At 59.8% G+C, this 25,619-nt stretch carries 21 protein-coding genes, 1 tRNA gene and 1 pseudogene; 6 read left to right on the forward strand and 17 right to left on the reverse strand.

Going from position 1 to position 25,619, the window contains the following annotated elements:
- Window positions 1-26 precede the first annotated feature (26 nt).
- Complete coding sequence (locus EIY72_RS03220; protein ID WP_093227858.1) at window positions 27-557, forward strand: Mpo1 family 2-hydroxy fatty acid dioxygenase; 531 nt, start codon at window positions 27-29, stop codon at window positions 555-557.
- An 8-nt stretch (window positions 558-565) separates the two neighbouring features.
- On the opposite strand, the gene EIY72_RS03225 is transcribed toward EIY72_RS03220, so the two are convergent.
- Window positions 566-2,323 carry an ATP-binding response regulator gene (locus EIY72_RS03225; protein WP_093227861.1) on the reverse strand — a complete coding sequence of 586 codons (1,758 nt, stop codon included), beginning with the start codon at window positions 2,321-2,323 and terminating at the stop codon, window positions 566-568.
- A gap of 31 nt (window positions 2,324-2,354) precedes the next feature.
- Here EIY72_RS03225 and EIY72_RS03230 point away from each other — a divergent pair, with 31 nt between their 5' ends.
- On the forward strand, window positions 2,355-3,008 hold the full coding sequence (locus tag EIY72_RS03230; protein WP_093227864.1) for a response regulator: 654 nt from the start codon (window positions 2,355-2,357) through the stop codon (window positions 3,006-3,008).
- 186 nt (window positions 3,009-3,194) lie between these two features.
- Window positions 3,195-3,824 (forward strand): LysE family translocator, encoded by a 630-nt coding sequence (locus EIY72_RS03235; protein ID WP_093227867.1) that lies wholly within the window; start codon window positions 3,195-3,197, stop codon window positions 3,822-3,824.
- A 60-nt stretch (window positions 3,825-3,884) separates the two neighbouring features.
- On the opposite strand, the gene EIY72_RS03240 is transcribed toward EIY72_RS03235, so the two are convergent.
- The 6 genes from EIY72_RS03240 to dibA all read right to left on the reverse strand — a co-directional run bounded on the left by EIY72_RS03240 (window position 3,885) and on the right by dibA (window position 10,072).
- Complete coding sequence (locus EIY72_RS03240) at window positions 3,885-4,874, reverse strand: sulfate/molybdate ABC transporter ATP-binding protein (RefSeq protein WP_093227870.1); 990 nt, start codon at window positions 4,872-4,874, stop codon at window positions 3,885-3,887.
- A gap of 3 nt (window positions 4,875-4,877) precedes the next feature.
- Entirely contained in the window at window positions 4,878-5,750 is an 873-nt protein-coding gene (gene cysW / locus EIY72_RS03245) for a sulfate ABC transporter permease subunit CysW (RefSeq protein WP_046031356.1), read from the reverse strand.
- A 12-nt stretch (window positions 5,751-5,762) separates the two neighbouring features.
- A complete protein-coding gene (cysT, locus tag EIY72_RS03250) occupies window positions 5,763-6,581 on the reverse strand; it encodes a sulfate ABC transporter permease subunit CysT (protein ID WP_007972956.1) in 819 nt (272 codons plus the stop codon).
- Window positions 6,582-6,651: 70 nt separating this feature from the next.
- The gene (locus EIY72_RS03255) at window positions 6,652-7,665 is read right to left on the reverse strand and encodes a sulfate ABC transporter substrate-binding protein (protein ID WP_093227877.1); all 1,014 of its coding nucleotides are present in this window, start codon (window positions 7,663-7,665) and stop codon (window positions 6,652-6,654) included.
- Window positions 7,666-7,740: 75 nt separating this feature from the next.
- Window positions 7,741-7,923, reverse strand: coding sequence for a sulfur starvation response protein OscA (gene oscA / locus EIY72_RS03260; protein WP_007975618.1), 183 nt, complete (start codon window positions 7,921-7,923; stop codon window positions 7,741-7,743).
- A 229-nt stretch (window positions 7,924-8,152) separates the two neighbouring features.
- Window positions 8,153-10,072, reverse strand: coding sequence for a phosphodiesterase DibA (dibA, locus tag EIY72_RS03265; RefSeq protein ID WP_093227880.1), 1,920 nt, complete (start codon window positions 10,070-10,072; stop codon window positions 8,153-8,155).
- A 148-nt stretch (window positions 10,073-10,220) separates the two neighbouring features.
- Between dibA and desA the strand changes: the two genes are divergently transcribed.
- Window positions 10,221-11,405 (forward strand): delta-9 fatty acid desaturase DesA, encoded by a 1,185-nt coding sequence (desA, locus tag EIY72_RS03270; RefSeq protein WP_093227882.1) that lies wholly within the window; start codon window positions 10,221-10,223, stop codon window positions 11,403-11,405.
- A 145-nt stretch (window positions 11,406-11,550) separates the two neighbouring features.
- On the forward strand, window positions 11,551-12,540 hold the full coding sequence (locus EIY72_RS03275) for a sensor domain-containing diguanylate cyclase (RefSeq protein WP_093227885.1): 990 nt from the start codon (window positions 11,551-11,553) through the stop codon (window positions 12,538-12,540).
- Window positions 12,541-12,572: 32 nt separating this feature from the next.
- Here the strand turns inward: EIY72_RS03275 and EIY72_RS03280 are convergent, their stop codons facing one another.
- The 3 genes from EIY72_RS03280 to gabD all read right to left on the reverse strand — a co-directional run bounded on the left by EIY72_RS03280 (window position 12,573) and on the right by gabD (window position 16,830).
- A complete protein-coding gene (locus tag EIY72_RS03280) occupies window positions 12,573-13,787 on the reverse strand; it encodes an HDOD domain-containing protein (RefSeq protein WP_093227887.1) in 1,215 nt (404 codons plus the stop codon).
- A 136-nt stretch (window positions 13,788-13,923) separates the two neighbouring features.
- On the reverse strand, window positions 13,924-15,201 hold the full coding sequence (gene gabT, locus EIY72_RS03285; RefSeq protein WP_093227890.1) for a 4-aminobutyrate--2-oxoglutarate transaminase: 1,278 nt from the start codon (window positions 15,199-15,201) through the stop codon (window positions 13,924-13,926).
- A gap of 186 nt (window positions 15,202-15,387) precedes the next feature.
- Window positions 15,388-16,830 carry an NADP-dependent succinate-semialdehyde dehydrogenase gene (gabD, locus tag EIY72_RS03290; protein WP_093227893.1) on the reverse strand — a complete coding sequence of 481 codons (1,443 nt, stop codon included), beginning with the start codon at window positions 16,828-16,830 and terminating at the stop codon, window positions 15,388-15,390.
- Window positions 16,831-17,178: 348 nt separating this feature from the next.
- Between gabD and EIY72_RS03295 the strand changes: the two genes are divergently transcribed.
- A tRNA-Arg gene (locus EIY72_RS03295) sits at window positions 17,179-17,255 on the forward strand.
- Between the two features lie 64 nt (window positions 17,256-17,319).
- Here EIY72_RS03295 and EIY72_RS30290 read toward each other — a convergent pair.
- The 7 genes and pseudogenes from EIY72_RS30290 to EIY72_RS03325 all read right to left on the reverse strand — a co-directional run bounded on the left by EIY72_RS30290 (window position 17,320) and on the right by EIY72_RS03325 (window position 25,461).
- Window positions 17,320-18,084 carry a methyl-accepting chemotaxis protein gene (locus tag EIY72_RS30290; RefSeq protein ID WP_371315404.1) on the reverse strand — a complete coding sequence of 255 codons (765 nt, stop codon included), beginning with the start codon at window positions 18,082-18,084 and terminating at the stop codon, window positions 17,320-17,322.
- Window positions 18,085-18,177: 93 nt separating this feature from the next.
- Window positions 18,178-19,209: pseudogene (locus tag EIY72_RS30295) on the reverse strand (HAMP domain-containing protein); the annotation flags it as partial.
- Window positions 19,210-19,533: 324 nt separating this feature from the next.
- A complete protein-coding gene (locus EIY72_RS03305) occupies window positions 19,534-20,850 on the reverse strand; it encodes an OmpP1/FadL family transporter (protein ID WP_093227898.1) in 1,317 nt (438 codons plus the stop codon).
- Between the two features lie 176 nt (window positions 20,851-21,026).
- The gene (locus EIY72_RS03310) at window positions 21,027-22,526 is read right to left on the reverse strand and encodes an MltF family protein (RefSeq protein ID WP_093227900.1); all 1,500 of its coding nucleotides are present in this window, start codon (window positions 22,524-22,526) and stop codon (window positions 21,027-21,029) included.
- 153 nt (window positions 22,527-22,679) lie between these two features.
- On the reverse strand, window positions 22,680-24,248 hold the full coding sequence (locus tag EIY72_RS03315) for an arylsulfatase (RefSeq protein ID WP_093227902.1): 1,569 nt from the start codon (window positions 24,246-24,248) through the stop codon (window positions 22,680-22,682).
- A 338-nt stretch (window positions 24,249-24,586) separates the two neighbouring features.
- Window positions 24,587-24,799, reverse strand: a complete 213-nt coding sequence (locus tag EIY72_RS03320) for a hypothetical protein (protein ID WP_093227904.1) — start codon at window positions 24,797-24,799, stop codon at window positions 24,587-24,589.
- A 101-nt stretch (window positions 24,800-24,900) separates the two neighbouring features.
- On the reverse strand, window positions 24,901-25,461 hold the full coding sequence (locus EIY72_RS03325) for a YbhB/YbcL family Raf kinase inhibitor-like protein (RefSeq protein WP_093227906.1): 561 nt from the start codon (window positions 25,459-25,461) through the stop codon (window positions 24,901-24,903).
- Between the last annotated feature and the right edge of the window lie 158 nt (window positions 25,462-25,619).

Consider the following 25,619-nt stretch of genomic DNA (forward strand, 5'->3'; position numbering starts at 1 on the left):
TCCCGTCACCCTACAGGAGAACAACAATGAAAAGCCTCGTCGACCACCTCAGTCAATACGCTGCGTATCACCGCGACCCGCGCAACATCGCTACCCACTTCATCGGCATCCCGTTGATCGTGGTTGCTGTCGCGGTACTGCTGTCACGCCCGCAATGGTCGATAGGGAGTATCTGGGTATCGCCGGCCGTATTGGCGTCGCTGGCGTCGGCGTGGTTTTACCTGCGCCTGGAACTGCGTCTGGGCGTGTTGATGACTGCGTTGCTCGGGCTCTGTGTCTGGGCCGGTCACGTACTGGCACAGCAAAGCACCCTGGTCTGGCTGAGCAGCGGCCTGGGGATGTTCGTGATCGGCTGGGTGATCCAGTTTGTCGGCCACCATTACGAAGGGCGTAAACCGGCGTTCGTCGACGACGTCAGCGGCTTGATCGTCGGGCCGTTGTTCGTGGTCGCCGAACTGGCGTTCATGCTTGGCCTGCGCCATGACCTCAAAGAGCAGATCGAGCAACGTTCCGGCCCGGTCAGGTCGCTGGCACACGGGCGCTCGGGCAGCGTCTGACGAGTACTTCAACCCACGCGCCGGGACTCCAGGCACGCTTTCAGGCTGTCGCGCAGCAACCCGGCATCGAGGGGTTTTTGCAGTACCCGAAAATGGCTCGCCGCCGTCTCTTCAAGGCAGGCCGATGATGTGTCGCCGGTGATGATGATCGCCGGCACCACCGCATTGAGGTAGCCACGGGCACGATGGATCGCCTCCAGGCCGTTCATGCCGCTCAGGCGAAAATCGCTGAGAATCAGGTGCACGGCGGCCGGTCCGTTTTCGGCCGCCTTGCCATGCTCATCGCAGGCCTCTCGCACCGATGCACCGGCATACACCCTGTGGCCCCAGACTTCGAGCAACTGCCGCAAGGCGTCCAGCACTGTGCGCTCATCGTCGATGATCAGAATGCCGAGGCTGTCCGCTTGTGCTGCCGCGACTGTGTGCGGTTGCGCCAGGGCGGGCGCCGCCACCAAAGGCACCTTCACGGAGAACATCGAGCCGCGTCCTTCCACCGACGTGACGCGAATGTCATGCCCCAATAGCCGCGCAGTGTGACGCACGATCGCCAATCCCAGACCTAGCCCCTGGCTGCGATCACGTTCAGCGTTATGCAGTTGCACGAACTCCTCAAAAATTTGATCACGGTGCTCGCTGGCAATGCCCGGCCCCGTGTCGAATATCTGTATTTCAAGACTGTGCTTGCGACGTCGGCAGCCGAGCAAGACACTGCCCTGCTCGGTGTACCGAATTGCGTTGGACAGCAGGTTGTCGAGCATGCGCTTGAGCAACACCGGGTCGGTGTCGATCCAGAACTGGCCCGGACGCGCCCGCCAACGCAGGTTTCGCGCCCTGGCATTGGCGCTGAACTCGTCACTGAGATCGGCAAACAGACGCTCCACCGACACCGTTTCGCGAGTGACGGCGACCACACCGGCATCAAGGCGGGAGATATCAAGCAAACCGTTGAGCAAGCCACTGAGGTTGCCGATGACCGTTGCCAGGCGAGTCGCCAGATCGCGAGCCTTGTCTGCCGCCACGGCACCGCGTTCGGCCAATGAGGCAAGGCCGGCGACAAACAGCCCGAGGGCGTGGATCGGCTGGCGCAGATCGTGACTGGCCGCGGCGAGAAAGCGCGACTTGGCCTGGTCGGCTGCCTGCGCACGGTCGCGTTCCTGTTCCAGGCGCCGAACCAGATCGACGTTTTCCAGGCGCAGCCGGATGGTCTCGTGCAGTGTTCGCCAGGTGACCCGGCTGTAATACAGGTTCACCCCGGCCAGGCAGGCGAGGAAAAACAGGTAGGTGGTGTAAACCTCCCCGGAGGTCAGCAGACACTGTAAGGTGATCGGCGCCAGCATCGCGATCAGTGAGCCGGCATAGGCCGCCGGGAACGCTGACAGCGAAGGCACGGCACCACACACCAGGCCGGTCAGCACCACGCAGGTGAACGCCTGCAACTGCGGGTCGCCCGTGGCAAATCCGATCCATCCGAGCACGCCCCAGAGCAGGCTCGACAGCCAGGACAACACCGCCGCCAGCCAGCCCCAATGCTGCGGCCGCAGAGAGACATCTCGCTTGGCTTGGGCAAAGTAACGCCGCGAGTGCAGGACACGGCAGGTCGTCAAACCGTACATCGCCACAATCCACACGGCACTCCAGCTCCAGGGCACGGCGTGCCTGAACACGAAGGCCACCGGCCAGGGTATGACGAAGTTGGCAAATAGCACCGCGTAGGATTGTCGAAACAACAGATCGACGAAATACTTGCGCGCAATGATCTCGGGCATGACGACATCTCAAAAATAAGAGCGACTACAAATGGAAGTGAAGCGCCTGAACGTCCTGATTGCCGATGACCATAGCATCGTGCGCGACGGCCTGAGGTTTCTGCTCTCGATCCGGGACGACTTGCAGGTCGTCGCCGAAGCCGCCAACAGCGACGATATTCTCGCGGCTCTGGCAGCGCAGCGCATTGACCTCCTGCTGCTCGACCTGGGCATGCCCGGGGTCAATCGCCTGCAATTCATCCGCGACCTGCGCACCGACTTTCCTCGTTTGAAAATCCTCGTGCTGACAGCCAATGTCGAGCTGAGCACCATTCGCGGGGTGCTGGATGCCGGTGTGCAGGCCTACGTGACCAAGGCCGATGAAAGCCAGGAGCTGCTCGACGCGATCGATGCCATCCAGCAGAACAAACGCTACCTGGCGGTCGCCGTACGCTTTGCGGTGGATGGTCATGGCAGCAGCAACCCCGGCGATCACCTGATTGCCAACGCGGTACTGACCAAACGCGAGCAACAAATCCTCAGCCTGGTCGCCCAAGGCTCTTCGGCGCGCGACATTGCCGACACCCTCCACATCAGCCCGCTGACCGTGCGCAAGCATCGGGAAAACCTGATGCGCAAACTCGACCTGCACAACACCGCGGAACTGGCGGTGTATGCCGTCCGGCTCGGCCTGCCTGTGGGCTGAGGTGTGGTGCACAGCATCCTGCGCGCAGGTCGCGGATAAAATACGGCAGCTGTCGTATTTCTGCGCCACCGCCCCCGCCATAACCTTGCAGCACTGGTAACGCGCTGCCTGTAGTTCATCTGCCTCCCCTGTCCGGCGTCTTCCAGAACATGCCTTGCGGCACTCACTCAATGGAAGAGCACCACCATGTCCCTGCAACTCTGGATTCCCTTCGCCACCGCGACCATCGCCTTTGCCTGCATGCCGGGCCCGGCCATTCTCTACATGACCAGCCAGACCCTGGCCCATGGCCGACGCGCCGGGCTGAAAGCCGCGCTGGGCATACACCTGGGTTGTTATGCACATATCGCCGGGGCGACGTTTGGCCTGTCAGCGTTGTTGCATGCCGCGCCCATGGCGTTCGACGTGATACGGCTGGCCGGGGCGGGATATCTGATCTGGCTGGGCGGGTCGATGATTGTCAAAAGCGGGCGGGTTGTCGAAAAGGTCGAGGGACAGGAGCCCGGCGTGCTGCGTGACAGTGTGGTGGTTGAAGTGCTCAACCCGAAGACCGCGCTGTTCTTTTTGACCTTTCTGCCGCAGTTCGTCGACGTCACGAGTTCGGCACCGGCGTGGTTGCAGTTTCTACTGTTGGGCAGCTTTGTGAACCTGGTGTTTTCACTGGCGGATGTAGCGGCGGTGCTGGGCGCCTCGCTGCTGCTCGGGCCGTTGTCGACACCGGGTTGCCAGCGGTTTGTGCCGCGCTTCAGTGGTGCGATCCTGATTGGCTTGGGCTGTGTGCTGGTGTTGCAGAGTGGGTTGCTGGGAGCGCTGTAGTCGTCGACATCGCGGGCGAGCTCGCTCCTGCAGGAGCGAGCTCGCCCGAGAAGCTTTTGCTTAGAGGTTGGCGACCTTCTGCCAGACCTTCGGCTTGAAGAACAGCGTTTCGCCCTTGGCCAGGCCGGTCAGGCTGTCGTGATCCTTGACCACTTCGGCTTCGATCAGATCGCTCTGCCCTTCCACCTTCAGCGTCACCCGCGTGGTCGCACCCAGCGGACGAATGTCGCGCACTTCGGCGGCGTGGTGGTCTTCCAGCTCGTGGCGCGACAGCGACACCTCATGCGGACGGAACAGCACATGGTTGTCATCCCCCAGGTGCAAGCGGTTCGAATCACCGAGGAAGTGATAGACGAAGTCGCTGGCCGGGTTTTCGTAGACGTCACCCGGTGAACCGATCTGCTCGATCACGCCCTTGTTCATCACCACGATGCGGTCGGCGACTTCCATGGCCTCTTCCTGGTCGTGGGTCACGAAGACCGACGTCAGGTTGATGTCCTCGTGCAGACGCGCCAGCCAGCGGCGCAGCTCTTTACGGACCTTGGCGTCGAGTGCGCCGAAAGGCTCGTCGAGCAGCAGCACTTTTGGTTCCACCGCCAGGGCGCGGGCCAGGGCGATACGCTGGCGCTGACCACCGGACAGTTGCTCCGGGTAGCGGTCCGACAGCCAGTCGAGCTGCACCATGTTCAACAGTTCGTGCACCTTCGCGGCGATCTGGCTTTCGCTCGGGCGCTGGCCCTTGGGCTTCATGCGCAGGCCGAAGGCGACGTTGTCGAACACGGTCATGTGGCGGAACAGCGCATAGTGCTGGAACACGAAACCGACGTTGCGATCACGCACGTCGTGGCCGGACACGTCTTCACCGTGGAACACGATGTTGCCCTGATCCGGGGTTTCCAGGCCGGCGATGATCCGCAGCAGCGTGGTCTTGCCGCAGCCCGACGGGCCGAGCAGCGCGACGAGTTCGCCGCTCTGGATGTCCAGGCTGATGTTGTCCAGCGCCTTGAACGCGTTGAAATTCTTGCTGACGTTACGCACTTCGATCGACATGACTTATTCCTCCGCGGCGCTGGCGCGCAGGCGGTTAATACGGTTTTCGCTCCACTGCTTGAGCAGCAGGATGAAGAGCGCCAGGATCAGCAACAGGCTCGCCACGGCGAACGCGGCCACGTGGTTGTATTCGTTGTAGAGGATCTCGACGTGCAGCGGCAAGGTGTTGGTCACCCCGCGAATGTGCCCGGAAACCACCGAGACCGCACCGAACTCGCCCATGGCCCGCGCGGTACAGAGCACCACGCCATAAATCAGGCCCCATTTGATGTTGGGTACGGTGACGTGCCAGAACATCTGCCAGCCATTGGCCCCGAGCAGGCGCGCGGCCTCCTCTTCCTGGGTGCCTTGTTCCTGCATCAGCGGGATCAGCTCCCGCGCCACGAACGGCACGGTAACGAAAATCGTCGCCAGCACGATGCCCGGCAGGGCGAAGACGATCTGGATGTCGTGATCCTGCAGCCACGGTCCAAACAGGCCCTGGGCACCAAACATCAGCACGTAGACCAGACCGGCGATCACCGGCGACACCGAGAACGGCAAGTCGATCAGCGTCACCAGCATGCTCTTGCCGCGGAACGAATACTTGCTCACGCACCAGGCGGCACTGACGCCGAACACCAGGTTCAACGGCACCGAGATCAGTACGGCAATCACCGTGAGTTTCAGTGCCGACAAGGCGTCTGGTTCGAAAATCGCGGTGAAGAACGCGCCCAGCCCCAGTTTCAGGCCCTGGGACACCACGATGAACAGTGGCAACAGCAGGAACAGGGCAAAAATCAACCAGCCTAAGCCGATCAGGATGCGCCGCGAAGTCGCGCTGCCACGGCGGGCAGCGTTGGCCGAAGAAGCGGCAGCGATAGACGATTGGGACATGGTGCCGCCTCCTTATGGGGTTTCGATGCGCCGCTGCAACAGGTTGATCAGCAGCAACAGGACGAAGGAAACCACCAGCATCAGTACACCAATGGAGGTAGCGCCGGTGTAATCGTATTGGTCGAGCTTGACCATGATCAGCAGGGGCAGGATCTCGGTTTTCATCGGCATGTTGCCGGCGATGAAAATCACCGAACCGTACTCGCCGACCCCGCGGGCAAAGGCCAGGGCGAAACCGGTGAGCCACGCCGGCAACAGCGCCGGCAGCAGGATATGGCGGAAAACCTGCAAGGGTTTTGCTCCCAGGCACGCCGCCGCTTCTTCCACTTCACGGGGAATATCGGCCAATACCGGCTGTACGGTACGTACCACGAATGGAAGTGTCACAAAAGTGAGGGCAAGGGTGATGCCCAGAGGGGTGTAGGCGATCTTGAAACCCAGATCCGCTGCAAACTGACCCACCAGCCCGGTAGGGGTATACAACGCGGTGAGCGCGATACCGGCCACTGCCGTCGGCAAGGCGAACGGCAGGTCGATCATGGCGTCGATCACTTTTCGTCCAGGGAAGGTATAGCGCACTAATACCCAGGCCAGGAGCGTGCCGATGATGCCGTTGATGATCGCGGCGCAAAGCGCGGTGCCGAAGCTCAGCTTCAACGCTGCCAGCACGCGGGGTGCCGAGATGATTGCCCAGAACTGGTCCCAGGTCAGTTGGGCGGCATGCACGAACATTGCCGCCAGGGGTATGAGCACAATCAGGCTGAGGTACACCAAGGTGTAGCCCAGCGTCAGCCCGAAGCCGGGTATGACGGGGGAGATACGACGCGACATAAAAGTCCTTGGTCAAGAAACGCACTAAGCCCCGGAGGTGAATCCGGGGCTCGTTGATGGCTATTTAAGATTACTGTGCCTGATAGATCTGGTCGAACACACCACCGTCGTTGAAGAATTTCGGCTGCGCGCTTTTCCAGCCGCCGAAGTCCTTGTCGATACTCACCAGCTCCAGTTTCGGGAACTGCTGGGCGTACTTGGCGGCGACGTCCTTGTCCCGCGGGCGATAGAAGTTCTTCGCGGCAATTTCCTGGCCGGCCGGGCTGTACAGGTGTTTGAGGTAAGCTTCGGCGATCTGCTCGTTGCCCTTTTTCTCGGCGTTCTTGTCGACGACCGCCACCGGCGGCTCGGCGAGGATCGACAGCGAAGGCACGACGATGTCGAACTTGTCCGCACCACCATCTTCTTTCAGCGCCAGGAAAGCTTCGTTTTCCCAGGCCAGCAGCACGTCACCCTGACCGTTGTTGACGAAGGTGATGGTCGAACCGCGGGCGCCGGTGTCCAGCACGGGAACGTGCTTGAACAGGGTCTGTACGTATTCCTTGGCCTTGGCTTCGTCACCGCCGTTGGCTTTCAGGCCATAAGCCCAGGCCGCGAGGAAGTTCCAGCGCGCACCGCCGGAGGTTTTCGGGTTTGGCGTGATCACCGACACATCGTTCTTGATCAGGTCGCCCCAGTCCTTGATGCCCTTCGGGTTGCCCTTGCGCACCAGGAACACGATGGTCGAAGTGTAAGGAGTGCTCGCCTCCGGCAGGCGTTTCTGCCAGTCCGCCGGCAAGGTTTTACCCAGTTTGGCGATTTCGTCGATGTCGCCGGCCAGGGCCAGGGTCACCACGTCGGCACGCAGGCCGTCGATGACCGCGCGACCTTGTTTGCCCGAACCGCCGTGGGACTGCTGGATCTTCACGGTGTCGCCAGCGTGGTCCTTCTGCCAGAACTTGATGAACTCGGCGTTGTAGTCCTGATACAGCTCGCGCGTCGGGTCATACGACACGTTGAGCAGCTCGTAGTCCTTGGCAACCGCGGAACCGGCAAAAAGAGCGCTGGCCAGAGCGGCCAAAGCGAAGTGGCGAATCGACGACATGGTGAAAGCTCCTGGAAATCTGGGGGTATTGGCTTTTTCTTATGGGATTTCGGAAATCGCGTTGCCTGTTTCGCCTCAGCCCGGCTTGTTGCCAGGCTGCTGCAAACGGAATTTTTCCTTGCGCTCGATCTGCACCACCTGGGCGTTGTGCACGGTGATTTCCACGGCACCGAAGCGCAGGTCGCGCAGGGCACTCTGGATTTCACGCAGGATGGTGGCTTCGTCTTGACCGTCGACACTACGCAGGGATGCGCTCATGGTGCTGCTCCTTCAACTGAGAGGTTGCCTCGCAGTGTCGGCACTGCTTGCGGCGTGAGACCAATAGTAGTGAGGCGCAGATATTCTTAAAAAGACTATTTAAGAATGTTTATATAACCAGAAGACATTATTTGGCGGGACAAGGGTTTGCGGGGAATTGCGGTTTTTCGAGATCGCCAAAACCTTGTGGGAGCGAGCTTGCTCCCACAAGTTAATGTGCATTAGCGCGTTATTTGATTGCTGGCGCCCGAGACCAATCCAGCTGCTGCGCCGGCATCGGCCGTCCAAACCAGTAACCCTGGCCCAGGTCGCAGCCTTGCTCGAGCAGGAAAGCGGCTTGCTCGACCTGTTCGATCCCCTCGGCGTGCACCTGCATGCCCATGCTCTGGGCCAGGGCGATAATCACCCGCGAGATCGCCGCGTCGTTTTCATCCCAGGGTAAACCGGCGACGAAACCCTGATCGATCTTGAGTTTCTGCACCGGCAAACGCTTGAGCCGCAGCAACGACGAATAGCCGGTGCCGAAGTCATCGATGGCCAGGCGTACACCCAATTCGCGCAAGCGGTGCATCTGCTCCAGCGCCACTTCCGGATCGTCCATCACCGCGCTTTCGGTGACTTCCAGCTCCAGGCAGGCCGGGGCCAACCCGGTGTCGTGCAGCACCTGCGCCACCTGTTGGTACAACTCGCGACGGGCAAACAACCGCGACGACACGTTCACTGCGACAAAGGACAACACCACCCCGTCCTCTTGCCACTGGCACATCTGCCGACACGCCTGGCCCATGACCCACGCATCGATCTCGGCGATCAGCCCGGTGCGCTCGGCGACCGGAATGAATTCCGCCGGCGATATCAGCCCACGTTGCGGATGCTCCCAGCGCACCAGCGCTTCGACGCCGATCAGGCGGCTGGTCTTGAGGTCGTGAACCGGTTGGTAATGGACCCGCAACTCATTCAAATCCAGCGCTCGACGCAGCTCGAAAGAGATCTCGACCCGCTGCTGGGCATGGGCCGTCAGCTCCTCGGTGTACAGGGCATAGTCGTTGCGCCCGGTGCTCTTGGCCTTGAACAGCGCAGAGTCGGCATTGCGCAATAATTGCTCAACGCTCAAGGCATCGCTGGGGAACAGACTGATGCCGATGCTGGTGTTGATGAACAACTGATGGCCTTCGATGAGGAACGGCTCCTTGAGGCCGTCGATGATGCGCTGGGCCATCGCCGCCGCCTGCACCAGTTGCGGGCAGCTCTCGGCCAGCACGGCGAACTCGTCACCGCCCAGCCGCGCCAGGGTCACGCCGGGGCCGAACATGGCGGCCAGACGCTCCGCTACCGCCTTGAGCAGTTGATCGCCAATGGTGTGCCCGAGGCTGTCGTTGATCATCTTGAAGTGATCCAGATCGATCATCAGCAGCGCGCAACCGCGCTTGTGAAGCTGCGCCGAGGCCAATGCCTGTTCCGCGCGGTCGGTGAACAGCAAGCGATTGGGCAGGTCGGTCAATGGATCGTGATGGGCCAGGCGCATCAGCTCCCGCTCGGAGTTCTTGATCGCACTGATGTCGGAAAATACCGCTACGTAGTGGCTTGGGTGACCATCCTCGTCGCGCACCAGACGAATCGTCTGCCATTGAGGGTAGATTTCGCCGCTTTTGCGTCGGTTCCAGATTTCCCCGCTCCATTCCCCGCTGGTGCGCAAGGTCGCGAACATGGCCTGGTAGAACTCGGGATGATGACGCCCGGACTTGAACAGACTGGGCCGCTGACCCAGCACGTCTTCGGACTGGTAGCCGGTGATCTGCATGAACGCCCGATTCACATGGACGATCAGCCCCTGCATGTTGGTGACCAGCACGCCTTCGTGAGTGCAATCGAACACCGCTGCCGCCTGACGCAGGCGCTCGCGATCGGCCTCGCGCTGTCGCAGCCTGGCACCCAGACCCAGGCAGCGAAGCAGGCGCGCCCGGGCAATGAAGATCAGGCCGGCACTTAACAGCACCCACAGGTAACCGTTGATCAGTTGCCAGCGCATCCTCTCGGCGGAATCATCGAAGAAACTGTTCAATAAATAGCCACTGGACAGCAGCCAGACGACAGAAAACAGCAAATAAAGCAGCGCTGCACGCAATGCATCGCGATAGATGGCAGACATTCGGCGATCCATGTCCTTACACAAAAGATAGGAATTATAGTTTACCGACACATCCAGCCACTCTTATCTGAAAGGGCGACTGGTTTTCTGTGTGGGCTTAGTGATAATGCAACGGCTGTTTTTTTCTTTATCGAGGGCCCTACAGCCTATGTGGTACGAAGGTTTTCTAGGCTTGTCGGCCTGGTCACTGGTGGCAGTCACCCTGCTGATGACCCATGTCACGATTATCGCCGTCACGGTTTATCTGCATCGCTACTCGGCCCATCGCTCCCTTGAGTTGAATGGGGCGCTCAAACATTTCTTCCGTTTCTGGCTGTGGCTGACCACGGCGCAGAACACCCGCGAGTGGACCGCCATCCACCGTAAGCATCACGCCAAATGCGAAACCGAAGATGACCCGCACAGCCCGGTCGTCAAAGGCTTGTCCACCGTGCTGCGCAAAGGTGCCGAGCTGTACCGCGCCGAAGCGGAAAACCCCGAGACCCTGCGTATCTACGGCAAGAACTGCCCCGAAGACTGGATCGAGCGCAACCTGTACAGCCGCTATCCGCTGCTGGGCGTGGCGATCATGGGCGTCATCGACGTGCTGCTGTTCGGCACCATCGGCATCACCATCTGGGCCATCCAGATGATGTGGATCCCGGTCTGGGCTGCCGGCGTGGTCAATGGCCTGGGCCATGCCGTCGGCTACCGCAACTTCGAATGCCGTGACGCGGCGACCAACCTCGTGCCCTGGGGCATCCTGATTGGCGGTGAAGAACTGCACAACAACCATCACACCTACCCTAACTCGGCAAAACTGTCGGTGAAGAAGTGGGAATTCGACCTGGGCTGGGCCTGGATCAAAGTCTTCAGCTTCCTGCGTCTGGCCAAGGTCCAGCGGGTTGCGCCTATTGCCCACCGCGTTGAAGGCAAGGGCAGCCTGGACATGGACACCGCCATGGCGATCCTCAACAACCGTTTCCAGATCATGGCTCAGTACCGCAAGCTGGTGATCGGCCCGCTGGTCAAGCAAGAGCTGGAAAAGGTCGATCACTCTGTCCGTCACCAGTTCCACCGTGCCAAACGCCTGCTTTCGCGAGAAACCAGCCTGCTGGACGACAGGCACCACGTGCGCATCCAGAACATGCTCGAGCACAGTCAGGCGCTCAAGGTAATTTACGAGAAACGCCTGGCCTTGCAGCAGATCTGGGTCAAGACCAGTTCGAATGGTCACGACATGCTCGCCGCCATCAAGGACTGGGTCCACGAAGCCGAAGCCAGCGGGATTCAATCCCTGCGTGATTTCGCCGATCAGTTGAAGACCTACTCCCTGCGCCCTGCCGCTGTCTGATGCCGTTGATCGGTGCGCCTCCGTTCAGGGGCGCACCGCTCGGAACTTCGTTTCAATTCCCTTATCTCAAAGACACTTCGCCACCCCCGGCGGGCTTCGTTGTGGCCGCTGTCGAATACGCGGCATGCCTTTGAGATTTGTGCCGATGCTCAAAAAACACCCGCAAGACTCATCTCCTTCGACATGGCCTGAGGCCGCGCAAACCCTGATGGCACTGATGCACGCTCAAGGCGAAGTCGCACGCCTGAGCGAGCGCGAGCAGCTGTTCAGCACCTTGCTGGTCAGCGTCAACGCCATACTCTGGGCACTCGACTGGGAAACGCGCCAGGTGCTCTATGTCAGCCCCGCCTATGAGCGGATTTTCGGCCGATCTGCCGAGCAGCTGCTGGCCGACAGCAATCAGTGGCGCGACAGCATTCATCCCGACGACCTGGAGTATGCCGAACGCAGCCTGGCCGAAGTGCTGGAAACGGGTGCAGTGGAGGACCGCGAATATCGCATCACCGATGCCGATGGGCAGCTGCGCTGGCTCAGCGACAAGTGTTTCATCAACCGCCAGGCCGAACCGGGGCAACCGGTAATCATCGTCGGCATCGCCGAAGACATTACCGAGAAAAAGCTCATGGAAGCCGAGCTGCACCGCCTGGCCACCACCGATGTGCTGACGCAAAGCAGCAATCGTCGGCACTTTTTCGATTGCGCGCGCCGCGAGTTCGAGCTGGCACGTCAACAAGGTGAGCCGCTGTCGTTTCTGATGCTGGATATCGATGATTTCAAGACCGTTAACGATAGCTACGGTCATCCGGAGGGCGACAACGTGCTGCAAAAAATCGCCGACAGCGGCCGGGCGGCGTTGCGACGCAATGATCTGTTCGGGCGTATCGGCGGCGAAGAGTTTGCCGCAGTGTTTCCCGGCTGCACACCGGATATGGCCCTGCAGGTGGCCGAGCGCGTGCAACGGGAAATCCAGCGTTTGAGCTTCAGCCACGACGGCCACGCCTTCGGCATCACCGTCAGCCAGGGCCTGACCTGCCTGACCGCTGAAGACGACAGCGTGGAAAGCCTGTTCGCCCGCGCCGATGCGGCAATGTATCAGGCAAAACGCGAGGGCAAGAACCGGATTGTCACGGCCTGATCAATGCCGCAAGAACCGGGCTGGTGGCGCGCTTACGTCTTGCGCAGGCGCATCAATTCCGGCAATCCGATCTTGAGCAATCGTGCCGTGCGGCTTTTTGCCAGCGCCTCAAGGCCTTCATGTTCGTTCAGACGCGCCAACTGCGCCGCCATGTTCATCACCAGCGCTTCACGCGAGTAAACCCCGCCACCGAGCTGATAGGCCGCCGCAATCAGCTCGCGCAGCTCCAGCGGCAGGCGCCAGCGGGTACGCAAGGCCGAGCCGTAGGCGGCACCGTATTCGGACAACGCCTCGCCCACTTCTTCCAGATCATCCAGTGGCCCGCCGGCCTGCTGCCACTCCTGCAGGCAACGCAGCAACGCCAGATCGCCAAGACGGTGCAGCATGCCCGCGCAGTAGCAGCGCTCCTGATCGAGATCGAGCAGACGCGCCAGGGTGCGCGCGTATTCAGCCGTGTGCAGCGACAGGTTCCAGTAACGCTCGGCATAGTCAGCCAGGCACGGATCACTGAGTTTGGCACTGCGCTTGAGCGCCAGGCCGAGAATCAGGTTCATGCTTTGCCCGGTGCCCAGCCGATGCAGTGCCTGGGACAAGGTCTGCACCGCCGCGCCGTTATGATGGGCCGCACTGTTGGCGGCGGCGATCAGCACTGCGGTGACTTGCGGATCGGTGCGGATTTCCTCTTCCAGGGCGGTCAGATCGAGGCCATTGGGATTGAGGCTGCGCTGCACCGCCAATTGCACGTCGGTCATCAACGGCGCGCCTTCAGCCAGCTCGCGACGACGCTCCAGGTAGACCGACAAGGTCATCCCCGGCGCCAGCGACGGCACCTCGCACGACACCTCTTCACCGGCGCTCAGCAGCAAGCCCTGCAAGCGCTGGGTCAGGCTGTCCATGTTCAAGGGTTTGGTCAGGTAGGCAGTCGGCGCCAGCGGCAGGGCCTCGCGCACGCTGGCGCTGTCGTTGCGGCTGCTCATCAGGATAAACGGCAGCGGCGGCTGGCGTTTGCGCTGGCGGATGCTGCGCAGCACATTCAGGCCATCGACCCCCGGCAACTCCCAGTCGGCGATCACCAGGTCATAGGGTTTGGCGGCCAGTAACTCCAGCGCTTGCTGGCCATCGGCACACAAGTCCAGCCGCGCATCGCAGCGAACGTTCAACAACACTTCCTTGAGCAGATCCCGCGACCAGGGGTCAGCCTCGGCGATCAATACTCTTGGCACGGCGGGTAAAATGACGGATGTCATACAGCTCTCCCTGGCAATGCTGGAACCTTAGCCAATGATGGCTATTCGATACAGCGTTAAAGCGGGCGATGTGTTTCAAGGGGCGTAAAAAAACCCGCCGAAGCGGGTTTTTTGTGAATCAGGTCACACTGGGTGATCAGAGCTCGGAGAAGCACTCTTCGATGATCGCCAGACCTTTGTCCAGTTGCTCGTCCGGCGAAGTCAGCGGTACCAGGACGCGCAGAACGTTGCCGTAGGTGCCGCAGGACAGCAGGATCAGACCCTTGTCGCGAGCCTTGGCCACAACGGACGCTACCGCAGCAGCGTTCGGCTTGTGGCTGTCGCCGTTTTCGAACAGCTCGACTGCGATCATCGCGCCCAGGGCACGGACTTCGCCGATCACCGGGTACTTGGCCTGGATGGCCTTCAGGCCAGTCACCAGACGCTCGCCGACAGCCTTGCAGCGGTCCAGCAGGTTTTCTTCTTCGAACACTTCCATGACTGCCAGAGCAGCGGCGCAAGCGATCGGGCTACCGGCGTAGGTGCCGCCCAGGCCGCCTGGAGCGATGGCGTCCATGTATTCGGCCTTGCCGCACACACCGGCCAGCGGGAAGCCGCCAGCGATGGATTTGGCGAAGGTGGTCAGGTCGGCAGCAACGCCCATCTGTTCCATGGCGAAGAAGGTACCGGTACGGCCGGCGCCAGTCTGTACTTCGTCAGCGATCAGCAGGATGCCGTGCTGGTCGCACAGGGCACGCAGACGCTTCATGAACTCTTTCGGAGCGACGTAGAAACCACCTTCGCCCTGAACTGGCTCGAGGATGATGGCCGCGATGTCACGGGCTTCAGCGTCGTTCTTGAAGATACGCTCGATGGAAGCGATCGAGTCGTCGATGCTCACACCGTGCAGTTCGTTCGGGTACAGAGCACGGAAGATACCGCCTGGCATCAGGCCCATGCCAGCCGAGTAAGGAACGACTTTACCGGTCAGGCCCAGGGTCATCATGGTGCGACCGTGGTAAGCGCCGGTGAAGGCGATCACGCCGGCACGGCCAGTGGCGGCACGGGCGATCTTGATGGCGTTTTCAACGGCTTCAGAACCGGTGGTCACCAGCAGGGTTTTCTTGGCGAAATCACCTGGCACCTTGGCGTTGATTTTTTCGCACAGTTCTACGTACGGCTCGTAGGCCAGTACCTGGAAGCAGGTGTGGGTCAGCTTGTTCAGCTGCTCGGTCACGGCCGCGATGATTTTCGGGTGCACGTGGCCGGTGTTCAGCACAGCGATACCGCCGGCGAAGTCGATGAACTCACGACCTTCAACGTCGGTCACGGTCGCGTTCTTCGCGGACTCGGCGAAGATCGGGTGAATCTGGCCAACACCACGTGGAACAGCAGCGGTACGGCGGGCCATCAAATCAGCGTTAGTCTTGCTCATATATTCCTCATTCACCGCTCATCGGGCGGCGTGGTTCAAGGATAAAGCGGCGGGGAGCAGCGGCGGCAGCATGCGATGATCGACTGCCACGGCGTTCCCGGCCACCGAGAAAATTCCGGTTTGAAGCGGCGCAAAGGGACAGCGCTCTCGTGCCCTTTGCGCTTGAAGCAATGCCTTGCCGGGCGCTTAGATGCCCAGGCAGAGGTATTTGATTTCCAGGTAATCTTCGATGCCGTACTTGGAGCCTTCACGGCCCAGGCCCGAAGCCTTGATGCCGCCGAATGGCGCGACTTCGTTGGAGATCAGACCGGTGTTGACGCCGACCATGCCGTATTCCAGGGCTTCGGCCACACGGAACACACGACCCAGGTCACGAGCGTAGAAGTACGAGGCCAGACCGAACTCGGTGTCGTTGGACATCGCGATCACGTCGGCTTCGTCTTTGAAGCGGAACAGTGGCGCCAATGGACCGAAGGTTTCTTCCTTGGCCACGGCCGCGTTGTTCGGCACGTTGGTCAGGATGGTCGGCTCGAAGAAGTTGCCTTCCATCGGCTTGCCGCCAGCCAGTACGGTCGCACCTTTGCTCAGGGCGTCGGCGATGTGCTCTTGCACCTTGGCCACGGCTTTTTCGTCGATCAGCGGACCGGTGGTGGTGCCTTCTTCCAGACCGTTACCGATCTTCAGCTTGGCCACAGCGACTTTCAGCTTCTCGGCGAACGCGTCGTAGACGCCGTCCTGAATGTACAGGCGGTTGGCGCAGACGCAGGTCTGGCCGTTGTTGCGGTACTTGGAAATGATCGCGCCTTCGACGGCCTTATCCAGATCCGCGTCGTCGAACACGATGAACGGTGCGTTGCCGCCCAGTTCCAGGGAGACTTTCTTGATGTCCTTGGCGCATTCGGCCATCAGTTGACGACCGATTTCGGTCGAACCGGTGAAGGACAGCTTGCGTACGGTCGGGTTGCTGGTCAGCTCGGTACCGATGTCGCCGGCGCTGCCGGTGACAACGCTGAACACGCCAGCCGGGATGCCGGCACGTTGCGCCAGTTCAGCCAAGGCCAGAGCGGAGAATGGGGTTTGCGAAGCAGGCTTGAGTACCATGGTGCAACCGGCGGCCAGGGCCGGGCCGGCTTTACGGGTGATCATCGCGGCCGGGAAGTTCCACGGGGTGATCGCTGCGGTCACGCCGATTGGCTGCTTGATCACGATCAGGCGCTTGTCTGGCTGGTGGCCCGGGATCACGTCGCCGTAGATACGCTTGGCTTCTTCGGCGAACCACTCGATGAAGGAAGCGGCGTAAACGATTTCGCCCTTGGCTTCGGCCAATGGCTTGCCTTGTTCCAGGGTCATCAGACGAGCCAGGTCTTCCTGGTTCTCGATCATCAGTTCGAACCAGCGACGCAGTTTGCCCGCACGTTCTTTGGCGGTCAGTGCACGCCAGGCCGGCAGCGCTTTGTCAGCGGCTTCGATCGCACGGCGGGTTTCGGCAGCGCCCATTTTCGGCACGGTGCCCAGAATTTCGCCCGTTGCCGGGTTGTTGACCTTGATCGTCTGACCATTGTCCGCATCAACCCACGCGCCATTGACAAAGGCTTGCTGGCGGAACAACTGGGTGTCTTTAAGCTGCATGTCGGCTTTCCTTAACAGCCCGCAAAGGATGCGGAGCGAATTATGATTGTAGAAAGGCGCCTCGATAGGCTGCCGTCAGGGAAATCATTCACTGGGCTGAAGCACATAAATAGCGCACGGATTGGACTCGCGCGGTTCAGCACCCAGACAAGAGCGTTTGAAATCTCAAACGAATCCTAGGATCAAAGGGGGTAAAGGACAATAGCCTGTTCGAAAAAAAGAACGAAAACGGCCCTTTTGCTGCATTTTTCTGATCAGCGTAGCAAACGCCTGTGACAGCTTTGAAAAAGCCAGGCGATTCAGCGGCATGGACGCCCGCAACGCATATGAGTATCATGGCGCCCGCTTGCACCAGTAGCTCAGCTGGATAGAGTACTGCCCTCCGAAGGCAGGGGTCGTGGGTTCGAATCCCGCCTGGTGCGCCATACGCAAGAACGAGAAAGCCCCGGACCGCAAGGTCCGGGGCTTTTTTTGTTGCCGCGCAGATCATCAGATCCGGAAGCTGCCCACCAATTGCTTCAAGCGGCTGGCCTGCTGTTCCAGGTCCGAGCAGGCGCTCAAGGTGAACTGCAGGTTCTGCATGCCTTCCTGGTTCAACATGTTGATCTCGTTGATGTCCATGTTGATCGAGTCAACCACGGCCGTCTGTTCTTCGGTGGCGGTGGCCACCGACTGGTTCATGCCGTCGATTTCACCGATGCGCTGGGTCACGCTGCCCAGGCGCTCGCCCGCCTGGTTGGCAATCGACACGCTGTCCTGGCTGTGACGCTGGCTTTCGCCCATGGTGCTGACCGATTCACGGGCGCCGACTTGCAGCTCCTCGATCATGTTCTGCACTTGCTGCGCCGATTCCTGGGTGCGGTGGGCGAGGTTGCGCACTTCGTCAGCGACCACCGCAAAGCCTCGACCCGCTTCGCCGGCACGCGCCGCTTCGATGGCCGCGTTGAGCGCCAGCAGGTTGGTTTGCTGGGAGATGCTGGTGATCACTTCCAGAATCTGGCCGATGTTCACGGTCTTGCTGTTCAGCGTTTCGATGTGCGAACTGGAGGTGACGATCAGGTCCGACAGGCGGTTCATCGCCTCGATGCTGCGATTGACCACCTGCTGGCCGTCTTCGGCCAGGTGGCGGGCGGAGCTGGCCTGTTGCGAAGCCTGTGCGGCGTTGTGTGCGATTTCCTGAGCAGCAGCCCCCAGTTGATTGATCGCGGCGGCGACGCTGTTGGTGCGGTTGACCTGCTCATCCGAATTGGCCATCGAGGAGTTCGAGGCGTTCACTACGCGCAGGGCGACTTCATTGACCTGCTCGGTGGCCGAGGACACTTCGCGGATCGAGGTGTGAATACGCTCCACGAAACGGTTGAAGGCATTGCCCAAAATACCGAACTCGTCCTGGGTATGAATGACCAGGCGCTTGGTCAGGTCGCCTTCACCTTCGGCGATATCTTCCATGGCGCGGCTCATGGCCTGCAGCGGTTGCAGCAGCAGGCGAATCAACATGCCCAGCAGGGCAATGATGAAGACCACGGCGAACACGGTGGCCACGACAGCCGAAGAACGGAACTCACTGAGCCTGGAAAACGCCTTGTCTTTGTCGATGGACAGGCCGATGTACCAGTTCACCGACGGCAGGCCCTTGATCGGGGCGAACGTGACGATGCGGGTCTGGCCATTGGCCTGGACTTCCGTCAGCTCGCCGTTGATCCGTGGCGTACCCTCCGGAAAGAGGTCGCTGAGGTTCTTCATCTGCATGTTCTTGTCGGGATGGACCAGCACCTTGCCATCGGAACTGACCATGAAGGCGTAACCCGCGCCACCGAGATCGAGCTTGTTGATGATGTCGACCAGCGCACCGAAACTCACGTCACCGCCGATCACCCCGAGGGTCTGCCCCGACTTGCGGATGGCTGAGACCATCGAGACCACCAGCGTGTTGGTGGCCATTTCGACGTAGGGCTCGGTCATGGCGAGATTACTGCTGCCCTCGGCCAGCTTGTACCAGGGGCGAGTGCGCGCATCGTAGCCGTCGGGCATCTTCGCATCCGGCAGGATGGCGAACTCGCCTTTGGCGGTCGCGACGTAGGTGCTGGGGAAGCTCGACACCAGGGTTTTCTGTGCCATCAACGTGGTGATGCTGGGCATCTCCGGGTTCAACGCCGCGTTCTGCGCCAGGTTTTCAATCAGCAAGGTGCGGCCGTCGAACCAGTTCTTGATGTTGGCCGCAGTGACTTCGCCCATTTCACGGAGATTGCTTTCCAGGTCCTTGCGGATGGCGTTGCGCTGGAGGTAGTCGTTGTACAGCGTGAATAGCGCGAAGGCGACTACCACGATCAGCGACGCCACAAGCAGGATCTTGTGGCTGAATCGGAGGGTTTTATTCATAACGGGTCGTGTCCACGAAGGCGTTATTGTTGATTGGCACGCGCATGAGCAACTAAAAGGCCACCATGCTGCGTTACTGTATCGACCGTCCGAATGAAATACTGAACATTTTTGTTCGTTTTTCTATACGCAGATGTATTTCCGCTGATTTCGAACGCGCCTTAAAACGTCGGCGCTCAGAAATGCGGAGTCAGGGAAATGCAGATTCGAATCTCGCCTGTTGCAATGAAAAAGCCTCAGATCATCAGATCCGAGGCTTTTTGTTCGAGCAAAGATTGGGGTGCCGCAATTGCCATGAAGGCTTGATACGCTGGTTTTTCCTGGCTAAAACCGCCACACCGCACCGCCACCAAACACGTGAATCATCGAGTTGCGGTAGGTGCCGGAAACGGTGTCCCCCGAGCGCGCCTTGGTTTGTTGATCGTCCATGTCGCCCATGTAGATCAGCGTATAGCTCATGTGCAGGTCGAGGTCTTTTTCCAGTGCGTAGTTGACGCCGGTTGCGAAGCGCCATGCCGAGTCCATCGGGTTGTCGACAGTGCGATCCTTGTCGTCCACTGCCGAGGTGTCGTAAGCGACACCGACGTTCCAGCGCCATTTGTTGTCGATCTGGTTCTGCGCGCCGATGGAGACGTGGTAGGTGTCTTTGTAGGAGCGGTCGACGCTGGTCGACGTCCCTGCGTTATTGGTGTCGACTTCCACACCGATTTTTCCGAATTCGCTCCAGTCTTGCCAGTTCAAGCTGCCCAGCAGGGTCCAGTGGTCATCGAGTCGATAGGAGGCGCTGGCGAGGACGGTTTGCGGCACGGTCATGTCGACCTTCAACTGGTCGACATCCAGACGATTGAGCGCGACGTTGAGCAGCGGGTTGGTGATGTGCTTGAGCTCGGGGCTGTCTTTGAATTTCAAGTCGATCTTGCTGGTGTAGGCCAGGCCGAGCTGGGTGCGTTCGTTGAGTCGATAGAGGATGCCGAGGTTGTAGCCTGTGCCCCAGTCGCCATCCTTGTATCTCAGTTGCCCGTCGGGGGCATTTCCCAGGCCCAGCACGTTGTTGTTGACCGCCACTTCTGTGCGGTAGTACCCGTACATGAAGCGCGGGCCGCCGCCGATGGATAAGTCATCGGTGACCTTGAAGGCATAAGTGGGCTGAAACGACACACCGACAATCGCCGACTCCTGGGTGAAATAACGACCCGCCCAATCGTCGTCGTAGTCCAGGGACAGGCCAAAGTTGCCGTACATGCCGAAACCGATGCTGTTGCGATCGTCGACCTGGTGGCTGACGAAAAAACTGGTGCCGGGAAAATAAGGCAGCGGATTGCCGCCGTTGCCGCCGCTAAAAGTATTGTTGCTGTCCCGGGAAAAGGTGATGTCCCCCAGCATCAACTGGCCATCGACGTTGACTTGCGTGCCCTTGAGCTGACTGATCCCTGCGGGGTTATTCATCAGGACACTCGGGTCGGTAGCCAGCACCGCGGCCCCGGCGTTGGCCAACCCGGCACCTTCCTGGCCGGCCTCATACAGCAGGATGCCACCCGCCCAGGCCGAATGAGGCAAGGTCGTACAGCCCAGGACGCCGAGCAACGTCAGCCATTGGGGCACCTTTCTGGCGTGAGGAACGTTTTTTTCATGCACAGTCATGGAGTGGATTCCTGATTGATCAAGCATCGAACTGACAGGTTATGCAGGCAAATAAGCGAGGCATTGCAAACGCCCCCCAAGCGACAATGGGAGGGTTGAATAAAATAATGCGAGCCTGAACGGTTAAACCGGTCCAGACGCTGCACTGCTACAGGTTAGTTGAAGATTCGAACTCTTCACGGCTCGGTTTTCGTCGGGCTTGCCGCCGACTTTTCTTCCACCAGTTTGTAGGCCACGTAGTACTTATAGATGTTGCCGACATAATCCACAGTCTCCCGGCCAACCACTTGCGCCGCGGCCTGTTCGACATTGCCGAACCAGATGTTCTTGTCCAATCCGGACTTTTCCGCCAGTGCGCGGAACTTGCGCAAGTTGCCAGGGCCAGCGTTGTAGGCGGCGAAGGTCATCAGGGTCTTGTTCATCTGCGTCAATTGCGGATCGTTCAGGTACTTGTCCGCGAGCAGGCGCATGTACTTGCTGCCGGCTTCGATATTCTTGTCGGCGCTCTTGTCGATACCACCGATGTCCACGGTCGGGTCCTTGGCGGTTTTTGGCAGCATCTGCATCACGCCGACGGCGCCCCTGGGGCTGCGTGCTTTCTGATCGAGCTGCGACTCCTGAAAACCCTGGGCCATGAGCATCAGGTGATCGAAACCGTAGGTGCTGGCGTGGCGGGTGAAGACTTCCACCATTTCCTGAAACTTCTTCATCTCGGCTTCGGAAGTGGCGTTGAGCACCCGCGTGCTGCTGTTAGTGACGTACTTGTTCTTCAGGCTGTTGCCGAAGGCGGTGCCGACCTTGTGGGTTTTGACGAACTCTGCCAGTTGGCTTTTCAGTTGCGGGCTGTCTTTGCGAATTGCCCAGGCGAACTCGGAGTCATCATGCAGAACAATCTTTTCGTGAATCTTCATGTCCTTGTAGAGCGGCGCCCAGATGATCGCGAGATAACGGTCCACCACTGTTGCCTTGAGCAACCCGGCGTTGACCATTTGCAGCAGGTCTTCGGACTCCAGGTTTTCATCGGCGGCTTTCAGGTCGATGGGCGCCAGGCCTTTTTCCTTGAAGGAGGCGTTCAACGCCTGCAGATGCTCGTAGTAACTGCTGGAAGCTCGCACGGTGATTTCCTGGCCGGAGAGGTCTTCCAGTTTTTCTATGGGTTTGCTGCCGGGACTGGTCACCAGGATTTCCGGGATGTTCACCGCAAACGGATCGGAAAAATCGACATCCTTGAGGCGCTCTTCGGTCACGGTAAGCCCACCGGCGGCGATGTCACCGACACCCTGATTCAGTTTGGGCATCAGTTCATTACGGGCGGTGGGGATGAACATGATCCGCCATTGCATGGATTTTTTTTCGTAGGGCTGGGTCTTGTTCAGCCAGGCTTCGAGGCCCTTGCCGAGCTCGTAGGTCAGACCTCGCTGACGACCGCGATCCAGTTCGAAAAAGGTTTTGCTGTAGGGCACCAGAACGCGGATCAGCCGGCGCTCGCGCATGCCTTCGAAATCCCCGGTCCAGTTTTCCGGGATAGGCAGCACCAGGCTTTGCACTTCGGCTTCTTCAGCGGGTGTCAGTTCGACGGCGGGCAACTCGGGTTGCGGGGTGGCGAGGGCTGCGTTGAGCCAGCACAACATCAGCAGCAGGACTGATTTATGACAGTGACGCCATACAGGGTTCATGTTCACTCACCGACAAGGCAGAGAGATCGGGGTGCATTTGAGTATGGCTAATCGTTGGCCGTTTGCTGCTTCGAAGAGCGGGAAGTTGCAAAGGAGAAGGCATAAAAAAGCGTCCGCCCGAAGGCGGACGCTGGTAAGCGTTTTCTGCTGATCTTACTGTTTCATTTTCTCTGCGATTTTCTTGTCAACTTCCTCGCGGATCTGATCGATGCTGAAGCTCGCCGGGCGTTGGCTTGGCGGGTAATCAACAAAGGTCTGCAGGAAGGCGGCGGCTTTTTGCGTACCCTCGAAGATCAGGTAGTCGTTTTTGGTCAGCCAGTCGTAATACTGGTCAGACACGACGTCAGCCCGCTCGTAAGGGTCCATGCGCAAGTTGAACAGTTTCGGTACACGCAGGCAGGTGAACGGTTCACTCCACACCTTCAAGCCACCCGGCGCCCGTTGTTCGCAGTAGACGAGTTTCCAGTTGTCGTAGCGCATGCCGACCAGGTCGCCGTCATCGCTGAAGTAGTAGAACTCGGTACGTGCACTCTTGTCGCTCTTGCCGGTCAGGTAATCCAGCTGGTTATAACCGTCCAGATGGACCTTGAAGTTCTTGCCGCCGACGTCCGTGCCTTTGAGCAGACGATCCTTGATATCGGTGTCGCCCGCTGCCGCCAGCAAGGTTGGGAACCAGTCCAGCCCGGAGAACATTTGCGTGGAAACGCTGCCTGGTTTGACCTTGCCGGGCCAGCGGATCATCGCCGGTACACGGTAAGCGCCTTCCCAGTTGGAGTTTTTCTCGTTGCGGAACGGAGTGGTTGCCGCATCCGGCCAGGACCACTGGTTCGGACCGTTGTCGGTGGTGTAGATCACGATGGTGTTGTCGCCGATCTTGAGGTCATCGACGCTTTTCAGCAGCTTGCCCACGTCTCCGTCGTGCTCGATCATGCCGTCGGCATAGTCGTTGCCCGGCATGCCGCTTTGGCCTTTCATCGAGTCGCGAACATGGGTGAAGGCGTGCATGCGCGTGGTGTTCATCCACACGAAGAACGGTTTGTCAGCCTTGACTTGTTTTTCCATAAAACCGATGGCGGCCTGGGTGGTTTCGTCATCGATGGTTTCCATGCGCTTGCTGGTCAGTGCGCCGGTGTCTTCGATCTTGCCATCGGCGAAACTGTGGATCACCCCGCGAGGCGAGGCAGCCTTGAGGAAGGCTTCGTTATTTTTCGGCCAGTAAGGGCGTTCAGGTTCCTCTTCGGCGTTGAGGTGGTAAAGGTTGCCGAAGAACTCATCGAACCCGTGATTGGTGGGAAGGTATTCGTCCTTGTCGCCCAAATGGTTTTTACCGAATTGCCCCGTGGCATAACCACGGGCCTTGAGTGCCTGGGCGATCGTCACATCCCTGGCCTGCAAACCAACCGGAGCGCCCGGCATCCCCACTTTGGACAGCCCCGTGCGCAGCGGCGATTGCCCGGTGATGAAAGTCGAGCGTCCGGCCGTGCAACTGTTCTCCGCGTAGTAATCGGTGAACTTCATGCCCTCGTGGGCAATTCGATCAATGTTCGGCGTTTGGTAACCCACCACGCCATCACCGTAGGCACTGATGTTGGTCTGGCCGATGTCGTCGCCGAAGATCACCAGAATGTTGGGTTTATCCGCCGCGGTGGCGGCGCCTGATAACGTTATGAGTGAGGCCGCCACGAGGGCGAGTTTGGGTAACCACTTGCGTTTGCGAGTCATTCGACTGGCTCCTTTGCCGGTGGGTCGCTTGGCGCGACTTAACTTTTTTGCAGCGCTTCCTCCCGCGTTAACCATTGCCGGCCAAAGTGCAAAAATGTAGTCAGGCGTCTCGGCACAAATCGGCAACCTTATCGACGATAGTTCAATCAGGGTTTTTTGTAGGACGCATGACCGAAATTGAGCGTCAATTCACGATCAGTGGTGCCGGACGCGATAGATGGATCAGGCAGCAAATGGCCAGCCTTGAGCGCTCAAGGTGCGCAAGTGCCGTATGGGATCTGGGTGTTCAGGCTGAAGGGACTCAGCCCGGGCAGGGAGCAATCACCGGGTGTGGATGATTACTCTGTGGTCCAGTCGAACTCGTCGTACTCATCGTCATCAGCTTCGTCGTCCTCGAGGAATGGCTCCTCCAGGTCTTCGTCTTCAACGACATCTTCTTCCGGCTGGTTGAGCAGAAAGTCCTTACGGCTCTCGGTGATGGCTCGCCGTAGTTCTTCGCCCTTCTGCGGGCAGTTGAGCATTTGGGCGATGCGGTCGATCTTTTTTGCCACGGCATCCTCCAACGCATCGGCTATGACCTGATAGTGCGCGCTTTCGGCTCAGGATGCCAAATCTGCCGAAGGCCGCGCACTTCAGTCTTTCGTGAAAACAATCAACGATGGTAGCGGCGCACAACACTGCTGTTGCGCAGCACATGACCTTTGATTTTTTCCAGCAGCTGCGCACGGGTCAAGCCGGCCGGCAATGCATCGGGGGCCAGGTCCAGGGCGTAGATCTGGATGATGTAGTGGTGCGCGCTGTCGCCAACCGGTGGGCACGGGCCGACGTAACCGGTGGTTTTCTTGCTGTTGGTGCCGCCAACACCTTCCAGCCCGGGTTTTGAACCGGCGCCGGACGCAATCTGGTGGGTGCTGGCCTTGATACCGTAATGCACCCAGTGATCGACACCCTGGCCTTTCTGGCCATCAGGATCGTGCATGACGATGGCATAGCTTTGTGTGGCCGCCGGGCCGGCGTTCCAGTTCAGCGCCGGGGAAATGTTGTGCCCGCCACAACCAGCGCCGTCGCTCGCGGCGCCGGAGGTGAACAAACGGTCATCGGTGACACCGGGGATGTTCAGGGTGAAGCGTTCCTGGGCCTGCGCCGGGAACTGCACGCAAAGGGCCACTGCCAGGGCCGCGAGCCAAGGGTTCAATGAGGTCAATCGGGTCATTCCGGAGCACCTTGTGCGTGTTGGGCCGTCGTCGGCGTGCAAACTATAGCCGGACCTTTCACGCCGTGGCAGCAGGATTTCAGTGAACATTGCGATAAGCACGCTGCGAGCGCTTGTGTCACACAGCAAAACGCCCGGCGTCTGCGTTGCGCAGAGGC

This window comes from Pseudomonas vancouverensis (genome assembly GCF_004348895.1).
GTDB lineage: Bacteria > Pseudomonadota > Gammaproteobacteria > Pseudomonadales > Pseudomonadaceae > Aquipseudomonas > Aquipseudomonas vancouverensis.